The sequence below is a fragment of the Variovorax sp. genome (genome assembly GCF_965279555.1).
Classification (GTDB): domain Bacteria; phylum Pseudomonadota; class Gammaproteobacteria; order Burkholderiales; family Burkholderiaceae_C; genus Variovorax.
This window is the reverse complement of sequence record NZ_OZ257247.1, coordinates 1,137,747-1,149,357: the sequence shown is the minus strand read 5'-3', so window position 1 is coordinate 1,149,357 and position 11,611 is coordinate 1,137,747. Positions and strand designations below refer to the sequence as shown.

Sequence of the window (11,611 nt, the reverse complement as noted above, 5' to 3'; positions counted from 1 at the left end):
GGCGGCTATTGTGGCGTGCGGCGCACGGCCTGGCCGAGCGCCCGCCGCAAACCCGGCGGGGCCGGAACAAGCCCCTGCCAGGAATGCCTACTTCGCGAGCTCGCTCACCAGCCTGTACAGGAACTCGCGCCCGTCGTACAGGCGCTGGATCTCGATGCGCTCGTCCAGTCCATGGGCGCGCGCATCGGCCGGTTCCAGGAACATGCCGGTCACGCCGTACATCGGGATGCCGGCATTGCGCATGAAGCGGCTGTCGGTGGCGCCGGTGCTCATGGCCGGCACCACGGGCACGCCCGGCCACATCTGCTGGGTGAGCGACTCCACCGTCTTCACGAGGTCGCCGTTCAGCGGCGACGCCGGGCTGCGCAGCGGCTTGCCCATGTTGCGCACCACGATCTTGTCGTTGCCGACCGCCTGGGTCAGCAGGCGCTCGACCTCTTCGGGGTCGTCGTGCGGCAGGATGCGGCAGTTGACCGTCGCCTTGGCCGACTGAGGCAGCGCGTTCTCGGCATGGCCGGCCTGCACCATCGTCGCGACGCAGGTGGTGCGGAACTGCGCGTTGTAGGCCGGATTGGCCGACATGCGCTCGATCACCGACGGGTCGGGGTTGCCCGCGCCCACCGCGCGCATGTCGTCGGCCAACTGGCCGGTGGCAAACGGCGCGCTGCGCGCGAAGTAGGTCTTGGTGACGTCCGCCAGCTTGACCGGGAAATTGAAATTGCCCAGCCGCTCCAGCCCCGCCGACAGCGCGTAGATCGGGTTGCTCTTGGTGGGCACCGAGCTGTGCCCGCCGACATCTCGTACCTCCAGCATGTAGGTGGTGTACATCTTCTCGGCCACCTGCATGCGGTGCAGGTTCGGCTTGCCACCGCGCAATTCACCGCCACCGCCTTCGTTGATGCCGAACTCCGCCTGCAGCAGCTCGGGCTTGTTGTTGATGAGCCAGAAGGCGCCGTTGCTCAGCGCGTCGCCGCGTTCTTCGTCGGCGGTCAGCGCGAGGATGATGTCGCGCTTCGGCTTGAAGCCCTCCTGCTTGAGCTGCCCCACGACCGAGACCAGCGCCGAGGCCACCGCCTTGTCGTCGATGGAGCCGCGCGCGGTGAAGTAGCCGCCGGTTTCCTGCAGCTTGAACGGGTCGGTCTTCCAGTCTTCGCGGCGGGCCTCGACCACGTCGATGTGGGCCAGCAGGAGCAGCGGCTTCTTGCTGCCGTCGCCCTTGAAGCGCAGCACCAGGTTGCCCTTCTTCGGGAAGGGCTCGAAGATCTGGATGTCGCCCGGCGCAAAGCCCGCTTCGATCAGGCGCTTTTCCATGGCACGCGCCGCCACCGTGTTGTCTCCCACCGAATGGGTGGTGTTGATTTCCACCAGTTCCTTGTAGATGTCGTGAAAGCGCTGCTGCTGCGGCGTGAGCGATGGCGGCGGCGTTGGCGTCTGGGCCAGCGCGGCGGTCATGCCGCACAGGGCCAGCGACGCGGCAAGCATGGTCTTCACGGCGCGGAAGGTCTGCATCCTCATGGTCTCTCTCCGATGGTTGTTGTGCCGGCCAGCATAGCAAGCGCGGCCACGGAACACGGGCACACTGGCGACCTATGCAATCGAGGCAATGGGACATCTTCTGCAAGGTCATCGACAACCACGGCGACCTGGGCGTCTGCTGGCGGCTGGCCAGCCAGTTGGCGGTGCGCGGCGAACGCGTGCGGCTGTGGATCGACGACGCGGCCGCGCTGCGCTGGATGGCGCCGTCGGGACACGAAGGCGTGCGGGTGGTCGACTGGCTAGACAACGCCGCGCTGCAGGCAGCCGTGGCGGAGCCCCCGCCCGACGTGCTGGTCGAGGCCTTCGGCTGCGAGCCGGCGCCGGAGCTGATCGCGCGTTTTGCAGAAACGCCGGGCAAAGCCTGGGTCAACCTCGAATACCTGTCGGCCGAGCCGTATGTGGAACGGCTGCACGGCTTGCCCTCGCCGGTGTTCCGGGGTCCCGGCGCCGGGTTGACCAAGCGCTTCTTCTACCCTGGCTTCACGCCCGCGACCGGCGGCCTGCTTCGGGAGACCGACCTCGCGGCGCGGCAGGCCGGCTTCCACCGCACACGGTGGCTCTCCGAACGGCAGATTCCGTGGCAAGCCGGCGAGCGCCTGGTGTCGCTGTTCTGCTACGAGCCCCCGGCGCTGGCTGCATTGCTGGCCCGGTTGGCGCAGGGCCCCGAGCCCACACGGCTGCTGGTGACGGCCGGACGCGCGGCGCAGGCGGTCAAGGCACTGCTCGGCACCGAAGAAGCGAGCGGCGCGCTATCAATTTCATACCTGCCCTATCTCGCCCAGCCGGATTTCGACCACCTGCTCTGGGCCTGCGACCTGAACTTCGTGCGCGGCGAGGATTCGCTTGTGCGTGCGCTCTGGGCCGGCGCACCGCTGGTCTGGCAGATCTACCCGCAGGACGACGACGCGCACCACGTCAAGCTCGGCGCCTGGCTGGACTGGCTGGGCGCCCCTCCCTCGCTGCGGCTTTTTCACCACGCCTGGAACGGCTTCAGCAACGCCCCATTGCCTCCGCTGGAAATGCAGGGTCCGTGGCACGAAACCGCCCGCAGTGCCCGTGAGCGGCTGCTCGCGCAGGACGATCTGGTCACGCAACTGCAGGAAATGGTCGCCCAAAAAAGCTAAAATAGCGGGCTTTGCGGATTTCGGCCCGGATTCCTTCGGTCCGTAATGCTCTCCGCTAAACCTGCCGCGGGACATGTACCGCGGGGCCAGCAACACCGGCACATACCGTCGATGGCTCCGCGCACCGAGCGGCCAACATCCAGAGACCCTGTTATGAAAATCGCTCAAGAAATCCGCGCCGGCAACGTCATCATGCACGGCAAGGACCCGATGGTCGTCCTCAAGACCGAATACAGCCGCGGCGGCCGCAACTCCGCCACCGTGCGCATGAAGATGAAGAGCCTGATCGCCAACTTCAACACCGAAGTGGTCTTCAAGGCCGACGACAAGATCGACCAGATCGTGCTGGACAAGAAGGAGTGCACCTACTCCTACTTCGCAGACCCCATGTATGTCTGCATGGACGCCGAATACAACCAGTACGAAGTCGAAGCCGAGAACATGGGCGACGCCCTGAACTACCTCGAAGACGGCATGGCCGTCGAAGTGGTGTTCTACGACGGCAAGGCCATTTCGGTCGAACTGCCGACCAGCGTCGAGCGCGAAATCACCTGGACCGAACCCGCCGTCAAGGGCGACACCTCGGGCAAGGTCATGAAGCCCGCCAAGATCGCCACCGGCTTCGAAGTGCCGGTGCCGCTGTTCGTTTCGCAAGGCGACAAGATCGAAATCGACACGCGCACCGGCGAATACCGCAAGCGCGTCTGAGCCTCTCCGGCCAATCGACCACCACCCTGTAAAAAGGCTCCGCAAGGAGCCTTTTTCGTTTCCGGGCACACTGGTTGCAACGCTGCACAATCACTCAGGTCCATCTGTCCCGTTTCTTCATGAACAACACGCACGATCTTCACGACAAACGCCTGGCCGACGCCTGGGCCACGCTCCAGTCCCACGCCGACAAGGGCCTCCCGCTCGACCCCGATCCCTCGCGCATCGCCTTCGCCGACCCCGAGTTCCTGCTGCGCCGCGAAACCCGCGGCATCCGCATGCAGCTCGAGCTGATGAAGCCCGACGTCGAGCAGCGCGCGCACGGCATCGAGAACACCGTGGTGGTGTTCGGCAGCGCGCGCTTTCGCAGCGAGGAAGACGCCGCCGCCATGATCGCCCAGGCCGATGCGGCCGGCGATGCGGCTGCCTCCGAGCGCTGGCGCCGGCTCGCGCGCAACTCGCACTACTACGAGAAGGCACGCGCCTTCGGCAAGCTGGTCGCGCAGTACAGCAACGACAAGGAACCGCAGGACAAGCTGTTCGTCTGCACCGGCGGCGGTCCCGGCATCATGCAGGCGGCCAACCGCGGCGCGCATGAAGGCGGCGGCCTCTCGGTCGGCCTGGCCATCGCGCTGCCAATGGAAGAAGAGGCCAACCCGTACGTCACGCCGGCGCTGAGCTTCAAGTTCCACTACTTCGCGATCCGCAAGATGCACTTCATGATGCGTGCGAAGGCGCTGGTCGCGTTCCCGGGCGGCTTCGGCACGCTCGACGAACTGTTCGAAGTGATCACGCTGGTGCAGACCAAGAAGTCGAAGCCGGTGCCGATCGTGCTGTTCGGCTCGGACTACTGGAAGCGGCTGATCGACTTCGACTTCCTCGTCGACGAAGGCGTCATTTCACCGGGCGACGTGAAGCTCTTCGAGTACGTCGACGCGCCCGACGACGCCTGGAACGCGATCAAGCGTTTCTACAAGCTCTGACCTGAATCCCCTGCAGCCACGCGCCGCAGTTGTCGACAAGGCGCCACTGCCGAACGGCAGGCGGCGCCATGTCAGACCTTCAGGCCCCATGTAGCGCGCGCGCCCAGCGCCAGCACGCCGCCGACCACCCAGAACACACCTGCGATGCCTATCAGCGCGCCGAGCGAGCCGAACAGCATCGGCATCGCCACGCTCGACGCATTGATGGTCATCAGGCGCAGCCCCAGCGCCTCGCCGTGCCGCGTGTGCGGCGTGATCTGGTGCAGCATGCTCATCACCATCGGCTGCACGGCGCCGAGTGCGAAGCCCAGGATCACCGAGCACACGCCCATGGCCCAGGCCGCGTCGAGCAGCGGATAGACCGCGAACACCAGCGCCGTCACCACGGTGGAGCTCAGGATCACGCTGCGCTCGGAGGCGCGCAATGCGATCACCGGCAGCACCACCCGAATGGCGGCAGCCGCAACCGCGAAAGCGCCCAGTATCGAGCCGATCACCGAAGCGCTGATGCCCCTGTCGTGCCCCAGCACCGGCAGCACGAAGGCGTGCACGTCCCAGCTCGACGACTGCAGCCAGTTCACGAACAGCAGGCGGCGGAACATCGGCTCGCGCAGCAGGTCCCAGGCGCGCGTGGGCGTGGCACCCGCCAGCGGCGGCGTGGGCGGCGGCTCGTGCGCGCCGCGCGCGAGCAACCAGCAGACGAGGGGCAGCGCCGCCATCACCGCGAAGCAGACGCGAAAGGCCAGCATGTCCGCCGGCGCGCGGCCTGCGTGGTCGATCAGCATCCCGGCCAGGAAAGGCCCGACGAAATTGGCCGCCGCCGGTGCAATTGCGAGCCAGCTGAACACGCGCTTGAGCTGCGTCGGGTCATGCGCGGACCGCCCCACATGCCGCTGCAGCGCAATGACGGTCGAGCCGGTGGCGCCGCCGGTCAGCAAGGCCGACAGGCACATCACCGGGAACACGGGGAACACCACCACCAGCCCCGCGCCGACCACCGCCGCAATCACCGACAGCCACAGCGGCCGCTTGAAGCCGTACCGGTCGGCAAAGCGCCCCGCGGGCAGCGCCAGGAACACCTGGGTCAGCGCGAACAGGGAGATCAGCACGCCGACCGCCGCCGCGCTGTAGCCCTGCTGCAGCGCCAGCAGCGGTGTGGCGAGACGCATGCCGGCCATGGTGGCATGCAGGCAGACCTGGGCGCCGATGACGCGCAGAAGCTCGGAGCCTTTCACGGGGTGTCGTCGCCCTCGCTGTCGGCGGTGGGCGGCAGCAGCGCCTGCGACTGCGCCTCGGGCAGGGCCTCGACCTTGCGCAGCGCCAGGCGCATCTGCTTGGCGCGCGTGTCGGCCTTGTCGAGCGTGTCGGACGCCTTGGCCACTTGTTCCTTGATCCGCGCGACCCAGTCGCCGTAGCGCTCGAACTCGGTCTTGACCGCGCCCAGCACCTTCCAGACCTCGGAGGCCTGCTGCTCCAGCGCGAGCGTGCGAAAGCCCATGTGCAAGCTGTTGAGCATGGCGAGCAGGGTGGTCGGGCCGGCCAGCGTCACGCGGTGCTGGCGCTGGATGGCGTCCATCAGTCCGGGGCGGCGCAGCACCTCGGCGTAGAGGCTTTCGACCGGCAGGAAGAGGATGGCGAAGTCGGTGGTGTGCGGCGCCGCGAGGTAGTTGTCGGCAATCGACTTGGCCTCGGTGCGGATGCGCGCCTCCAGCGCCTTGGCGGCCAGCTCCGCGCCGGGCGCGTCGGCACGCTCATGCGCGTCGATCAGGCGCTCGTAGTCGTCGCGCGGGAACTTGGCGTCGATCGGCAGCCACACGGGCGCGCCCTCCTCGCCACGCCCCGGAAAGCGGATGGCGAAGTCGACGCGCTGCCCGCTGCGCGGCTTGGTCTCGATCTGCTTGGCGAACTGGTCGGGCGTGAGCACCTGCTCGAGCAAGGCTTCGAGCTGCACCTCGCCGAACACGCCGCGCGTCTTCACGTTGGTCAGCACGCGCTGCAGGCTGCCGACACCGACGGCCAGCGTCTGCATTTCGCCGAGCCCCTTGTGCACCTGCTCGAGCCGGTCGGCCACCTGCTTGAAGCTTTCGCCCAGGCGGGTTTCGAGCGTGCTCTGCAGCTTCTCGTCGACGGTCTTGCGCATCTCGTCGAGCTTGGCGGCATTGGTCTGCTGCAGCTGCGCGAGCTGGGACTCCATGGTCGCGCGCACCTCCGAAAGACGGCGTGCGTTCGATTCGCTCAGGCCCTGCAGTTGCGTATTGAGCGTGTCGGCCAGCGTCTTCTGCAGCGACGCGAGCTGCAGCGAAAAGGCATCGAGCTGCGCGTTCTGGGTGCGTGTGGCCTCGGCGCCCTGCTGCACCAGAGCGCGCTGGAAGGTGGCAAAGGCCTGCGTGGTTTCCTGGCGGGCACCGCGCGAGCTGTCGGCGATTTCCCGGCGCAGTTCGCGCTCGGTGCGCTCGTTGGCCGAGCCGATGTTGGCAAGCACGCGCAGCAGGTCGCCGTGGTCGGCCGGGGGCTGCCGGCGGGCCAGCAGCCATATAACCAGCACGAGCTGGATGACCGCGAGTACGGCCAGTCCGATCAGGATAAGGGCAGTGTCCAAGGTCTGGTTGTCGCCTCTTGCTTCTTACTTGCGGGCGGCGGGCACGGGCGTCACCGGTGTCAGCGGTCCCTTGCCGCCGAAGTAGGCGATGAGGTTGTCGGCGGCCAGGTCGGCCATTGCGCGGCGCGTGGGCACGGTGGCGCTGGCGATGTGCGGCGTGAGCACGACGTTGGGCACGGTCAGCAGGTCGGGGTGGACCTTGGGCTCGCCCTCGAACACGTCGAGGCCGGCGGCGGCAATGCGCTTCTCGCGCAATGCAACAGCCAGCGCCGCGTCGTCCACGATGCCGCCGCGCGCGATGTTGACGAGCGTGGCCGTCGGCTTCATCAGCGCGATCTCTGCCGCGCCGATGGTGTGGTGCGAAGCCGCCGAGTACGGCACCACCAGCACCACGTGGTCGGCGGTCTTGAGCAGCTCTTCCTTGCTCACGTAGCTGGCCTTGCATTCGGCCTCGAGCGAGGCGTCGAGCTTCGAGCGGTTGTGATAGACCACCTTCATGCCGAAGCCGTGCGCGCCGCGCTTCGCGATGCCCTGCCCGATGCGGCCCATGCCGATGATGCCCAGCGTGGAACCGTGGATGTCGGAGCCCGCGAACATGTCGAAGCTCCACTTCTGCCACTTGCCTGCGCGCAGGAAGTGTTCGCTCTCGGTGATGCGGCGCGCCGTGGCCATGAGCAGCGCGAAGCCGAAGTCGGCCGTGGTCTCGGTCAGCACATCGGGCGCGTTGGTGCCGAGCACGCCGTGCGCGGCCATCGCGTCGACGTCGAAGTTGTTGTAGCCCACCGCCATGTTGGCGCAGATCTTCAGGTCGGGACAGGCGTCGAGCACGGCGGCGTCGATGCGCTCGCTGCCGGTGGTGAAGGCACCCGCTTTGCCCTGCAGCTTCGCGATGAGCTGATCCTTGCTCCAGCTTTCGTCGGACTGGTTCGACTCGACCTCGAAATGCTGCGACAGGCGCTCGATGGTCTCGGGAAAGATCGCGCGCGCGACCAGGATCTTGGGCTTGCTCATGATGTTGTCTCTTGTCGAGGGAAGAAGATCAGCGGAAGAAGATGAAGGTGCAGATGACGAACAGCGGAACCAGGATCGCCATCGACCACGCCATGTAGCCGAAGAAGCTCGGCATGCGCACGCCGCGGCTTTCGGCGATGGCCTTGACCATGAGGTTCGGCGCGTTGCCGATGTAGGTGTTGGCACCCATGAACACCGCACCGGCCGAAATGGCGGCCAGCGTGGAGGCATAGGTCGTCATCAGTGCGGCCGGATCGCCGCCCGCGGTGTTGAAGAACACGAGGTAGGTCGGCGCGTTGTCGAGGAAGGAACTCAGCACGCCGGTGGCCCAGAAGTACATCGCCGGATCGGGCTGGCCGTCGGCGCGCGTCACGGCCGAGACGATGGCGCCGAACGGCCCTTGCGTGCCGGCCTTGAGCATCGCGATCACCGGGATGATGGTCAGGAAGATTCCCGCGAACAGCTTGGCCACCTCGGCCATCGGCCCCCATTCGAACTGGTTGTCTGCGTGCACCTTGGGCGCGGTGAGCTTGTACGAGACCACCGCGATCAGCGCCAGCCCCACATCGCGCAGCAGGCCCGGCAGGCCGACCTCGGTGCCGAACACGTCGAACACCACGGGCGACTTCCAGAAGCCGCTCATCAGCACCAGCGCGACGATGCCGCCCAGCAGCCAGAAGTTGGCGGCACCGTCGAAGCGGATGCCGGGAGTGTCGGGCGTCGGGTCGACTGGCAGCACGCCTTCCTTGCGGTAGTAGTGGCGGTCGATGAAATAGAACAGCGCCAGCAGCACGGCCAGTATGAAGAGCGTCTCGGGCAGGATGTTCTGCACGGTCCAGAAAAAGCTGACGCCCTTCAGGAAGCCGAGGAACAGCGGCGGATCGCCCAGCGGCGTGAGCGAGCCGCCCGCGTTCGACACGATGAAGATGAAGAACACGATCACGTGCACCCTGTGCACGCGGTTGTCGTTGGCGCGGATCAGCGGCCGTATCAGCAGCATCGAGGCGCCCGTGGTGCCCATGAAGCTCGCGAGCACGGCGCCGATGGCCAGGATGGCCGTGTTCAGGCCCGGTGCCCCGCGCAGGTTGCCCCGGATGTGGATGCCGCCCGCCACGGTGAACAGTGCCGTCAGCAGGATGATGAACGGGATGTACTCGGCCACCAGCGCATGCACCAGCTGCACGCCGGCCAGCGTTGCCCCATAGGTGGCGGCAAAGGGCAGCAGAAAAGCCAGCGCCCACGCGGCCGAGATCTTGCCGTAGTGGTGGTGCCAGAACGACGGCGCGAGCAGCGGCATCAGCGCGATCGACAGCAGGATGCCCGCGAACGGAACACCCCACAGCGGCGACAGCTTGCCGCCGTCGAAATCCGCGGCCGTGGCCAGCGCGGGAAGCAGGAGCAGCAATACCGCGGCTGCGGTCAGTCGGATCGTTTTTTGCATGGGGCCGTACCGTACCAGACGGTGCTGTGCGCAGCGCGGGTACAGCCGTCAGGCGGGGGGTTGTTCGATCTCGAAGACCTGCCGCAGGTAAGCCAGGTATTTCTCGTCCTCGCACATGTTCTTGGACGGCGTGTCCGACAGCTTGGCCACCGGCTGGTCGTTGCAGTGGATCATCTTGATGACGATCTGCAGCGGCTCGTAGCCCAGGTCGTTGGTGAGGTTGGTGCCGATGCCGAAGGCCAGCTGGCAGCGGCCGCGGAACTGCTGGTAGAGCTCGATGGTGCGCGGCACCGTCAGGCCGTCGCTGAAGATCAGCGTCTTGGTACGCGGGTCGACCCGGTTGGCGACGTAGTGCGCCAGCATGCGCTCGCCCCACTGGAACGGATCGCCGCTGTCGTGGCGGGCGCCGTCGAAGAGCTTGCAGAAATACAGGTCGAAGTCGCGCAGGAAGGCGCTCATGCCATACACGTCGGACAGCGCGATGCCGAGGTCGCCGCGGTACTCGCGCGCCCAGCTCTCGAAGCCGAAGATCTGGCTGTCGCGCAGCCGCGGGCCGAGCGCCTGGCAGGCCTGCAGGTATTCGTGCGCCATGGTGCCCAGCGGGATCAGGCCGAGCTTCATGGCGTACAGCACGTTGCTGGTGCCCGCGAGCTGCGGGAGCCGCGCGCCCGTGGGCGGCTGCACCGCCGGCGGGGTGACGGCGCCCAGCCGCGCGGTCAGCGTGCGCAGGACCTCTTCATGCCAATCCTTGGAGAAGCGGCGGCGCGTGCCGTAGTCGGCGATCTTGAGGTCGGCCAGGCCCTCGTCCTGCAGTTGCGCGATCTTGGTCTCGAGCCGGCGGCGGCCCTCTTCGAAATCGGGCTTCTTCCGGGTGTTGCGGAAGTAGACCTCGTTGACGATGGCCAGCACCGGGATCTCGAACAGGATGGTGTGCAGCCACGGCCCCTTGATGCGGATCTCGAGCTCGCCCGAGGGCTGGGGAATGATGTTGATGTACTTCTCGTTGAGCCTGAAGAGACCGAGAAAGTCGACGAAGTCGCTCTTGATGAAGCGCATGGAGCGCAGGTAGGCGAGCTCTGCGTCGCGGAACTGCAGCGAACACAGGCTGCGCACCTCGTCGCGGATCTGGCCCGCAAACTGGGCCAGGTCGACACCGGGGTTGCGGCACTTGAAGCGGTACTCGACCCGGGCCCCGGGAAAGTGGTGCAGCACGACCTGCATCATCGTGAATTTGTAGAGGTCGGTGTCGAGCAGGCTGTGAATGATCATGGTGCTGTACGCGATGCTGTGCGATGCGATGCGGTGTCTCAAACTTTCGGCGTCCGCTCGATTATCACGGGGCGCGTCGGCCTCTGCCTACGAGGCCCGGACAGCACGTCCTACCGATGGGGTGAATCCACCCGGCGACATTGACTTCACGGCGGCGCAACGGTCCGCCGAATCAACATCTCAAAGGAGAGTCGCATGAACAAGGACACCATCGAAGGCAACTGGAAACAGCTCAAGGGCAAGGTCAAGGAGCAGTGGGGAAAGCTGACCGACGACGACTTCGATGTCATTGCCGGCAAGCGCGACCAACTGCTGGGCCGCATCCAGGAACGCCACGGCATCAGCCGCGACGAAGCCGAGAAGCAGGTGAAGGAATGGGAATCGCGCGACGGCCGCACGCCCGACGCGCTGTGGTTCGAGCGCTACTGAAGCGCCCGCCGACTTCGACCTGATTCAACAACTCCCGGAAGGAAACTCCAATGAAAAAACATCTGCTGATGCTCGCTCTCGCATCCACCTGCTTCGTCGCCACGCAAGCCAGCGCGATGACCAAGGACGAATACAAGGTCGCCAAGGAAAAGATCGAGGCCGACTACAAGGTCGCCAAGACCCAGTGCGACACGATGAAGGACAACGCCAAGGACGTCTGCCAGAAGGAAGCCAAGGGCAAGGAAGACGTGGCCAAGGCCGAGCTGGAGCAGCAATACCAGCCGAGCGACAGCCATGCCCGCAAGGTCGCTGAAGAAAAGGTGAAGGCCACCTACGAGGTCGCCAAGGAAAAGTGCGACGACCAGAAGGGCGACGCCAAGAGCGCCTGCGTGAACCAGGCCAAGGCTGACGAAGACAAGGGCAAGGCCGACATCAAGGCCATGAAGAAGACGATGTAAGGCCTGACCGCCTTCAAAAGACAGAACGGCGCCCTCGGGCGCCGTTTGTCGTT

At 66.3% G+C, this 11,611-nt stretch carries 11 protein-coding genes; 5 read left to right on the top strand and 6 right to left on the bottom strand.

The genetic code is table 11. The features are described 5' to 3' along the window. Positions 1-87: 87 nt before the first annotated feature. On the bottom strand, positions 88-1,515 hold the full coding sequence (locus ACQY8B_RS05630; protein WP_422085785.1) for a M20/M25/M40 family metallo-hydrolase: 1,428 nt from the start codon (positions 1,513-1,515) through the stop codon (positions 88-90). A gap of 74 nt (positions 1,516-1,589) precedes the next feature. Between ACQY8B_RS05630 and earP the strand changes: the two genes are divergently transcribed. From earP to ACQY8B_RS05615, 3 genes are all read left to right on the top strand, one after another. Continuing rightward, entirely contained in the window at positions 1,590-2,660 is a 1,071-nt protein-coding gene (gene earP, locus ACQY8B_RS05625; protein WP_422085784.1) for an elongation factor P maturation arginine rhamnosyltransferase EarP, read from the top strand. A gap of 153 nt (positions 2,661-2,813) precedes the next feature. Continuing rightward, positions 2,814-3,368, top strand: a complete 555-nt coding sequence (efp, locus tag ACQY8B_RS05620) for an elongation factor P (protein WP_081268654.1) — start codon at positions 2,814-2,816, stop codon at positions 3,366-3,368. Between the two features lie 119 nt (positions 3,369-3,487). After that, complete coding sequence (locus tag ACQY8B_RS05615; RefSeq protein WP_422085783.1) at positions 3,488-4,351, top strand: TIGR00730 family Rossman fold protein; 864 nt, start codon at positions 3,488-3,490, stop codon at positions 4,349-4,351. A 71-nt stretch (positions 4,352-4,422) separates the two neighbouring features. On the opposite strand, the gene ACQY8B_RS05610 is transcribed toward ACQY8B_RS05615, so the two are convergent. From ACQY8B_RS05610 to pncB, 5 genes are read right to left on the bottom strand one after another with little or no spacing between them, the layout of a single operon-like run. After that, positions 4,423-5,586 (bottom strand): MFS transporter, encoded by a 1,164-nt coding sequence (locus ACQY8B_RS05610; protein WP_422085782.1) that lies wholly within the window; start codon positions 5,584-5,586, stop codon positions 4,423-4,425. Continuing rightward, complete coding sequence (locus ACQY8B_RS05605) at positions 5,583-6,950, bottom strand: DNA recombination protein RmuC (RefSeq protein ID WP_422085781.1); 1,368 nt, start codon at positions 6,948-6,950, stop codon at positions 5,583-5,585. Before ACQY8B_RS05605 ends, ACQY8B_RS05610 begins: the two co-directional genes overlap by 4 nt. Positions 6,951-6,974: 24 nt before the next feature. Beyond that, positions 6,975-7,961, bottom strand: coding sequence for a 2-hydroxyacid dehydrogenase (locus ACQY8B_RS05600; protein ID WP_422085780.1), 987 nt, complete (start codon positions 7,959-7,961; stop codon positions 6,975-6,977). A 28-nt stretch (positions 7,962-7,989) separates the two neighbouring features. Next, the gene (locus ACQY8B_RS05595; protein WP_422085779.1) at positions 7,990-9,402 is read right to left on the bottom strand and encodes a sodium:proton antiporter; all 1,413 of its coding nucleotides are present in this window, start codon (positions 9,400-9,402) and stop codon (positions 7,990-7,992) included. Positions 9,403-9,450: 48 nt separating this feature from the next. Next, positions 9,451-10,671, bottom strand: a complete 1,221-nt coding sequence (pncB, locus tag ACQY8B_RS05590; protein WP_422085778.1) for a nicotinate phosphoribosyltransferase — start codon at positions 10,669-10,671, stop codon at positions 9,451-9,453. A 195-nt stretch (positions 10,672-10,866) separates the two neighbouring features. Here pncB and ACQY8B_RS05585 point away from each other — a divergent pair, with 195 nt between their 5' ends. Both ACQY8B_RS05585 and ACQY8B_RS05580 read left to right on the top strand, forming a co-directional pair. Further along, positions 10,867-11,100: a CsbD family protein gene (locus tag ACQY8B_RS05585; protein ID WP_081268647.1), complete on the top strand. Its 234-nt coding sequence runs from the start codon at positions 10,867-10,869 to the stop codon at positions 11,098-11,100. Positions 11,101-11,150: 50 nt separating this feature from the next. Further along, entirely contained in the window at positions 11,151-11,558 is a 408-nt protein-coding gene (locus ACQY8B_RS05580) for a hypothetical protein (protein ID WP_081268646.1), read from the top strand. Positions 11,559-11,611 lie beyond the last annotated feature (53 nt).

What these genes read in the sequence shown, in the direction of transcription:
- ACQY8B_RS05585 (WP_081268647.1), top strand. Translation starts at nt 10,867, where the DNA reads ATGAACAAGGACACCATCGAAGGCAACTGGAAACAGCTCAAGGGCAAG.
- efp (WP_081268654.1), top strand. Translation starts at nt 2,814, where the DNA reads ATGAAAATCGCTCAAGAAATCCGCGCCGGCAACGTCATCATGCACGGC.
- pncB (WP_422085778.1), bottom strand. Translation starts at nt 10,671, where the DNA reads ATGATCATTCACAGCCTGCTCGACACCGACCTCTACAAATTCACGATG.
- ACQY8B_RS05595 (WP_422085779.1), bottom strand. Translation starts at nt 9,402, where the DNA reads ATGCAAAAAACGATCCGACTGACCGCAGCCGCGGTATTGCTGCTCCTG.
- earP (WP_422085784.1), top strand. Translation starts at nt 1,590, where the DNA reads ATGCAATCGAGGCAATGGGACATCTTCTGCAAGGTCATCGACAACCAC.
- ACQY8B_RS05600 (WP_422085780.1), bottom strand. Translation starts at nt 7,961, where the DNA reads ATGAGCAAGCCCAAGATCCTGGTCGCGCGCGCGATCTTTCCCGAGACC.
- ACQY8B_RS05630 (WP_422085785.1), bottom strand. Translation starts at nt 1,515, where the DNA reads ATGAGGATGCAGACCTTCCGCGCCGTGAAGACCATGCTTGCCGCGTCG.
- ACQY8B_RS05580 (WP_081268646.1), top strand. Translation starts at nt 11,151, where the DNA reads ATGAAAAAACATCTGCTGATGCTCGCTCTCGCATCCACCTGCTTCGTC.
- ACQY8B_RS05615 (WP_422085783.1), top strand. Translation starts at nt 3,488, where the DNA reads ATGAACAACACGCACGATCTTCACGACAAACGCCTGGCCGACGCCTGG.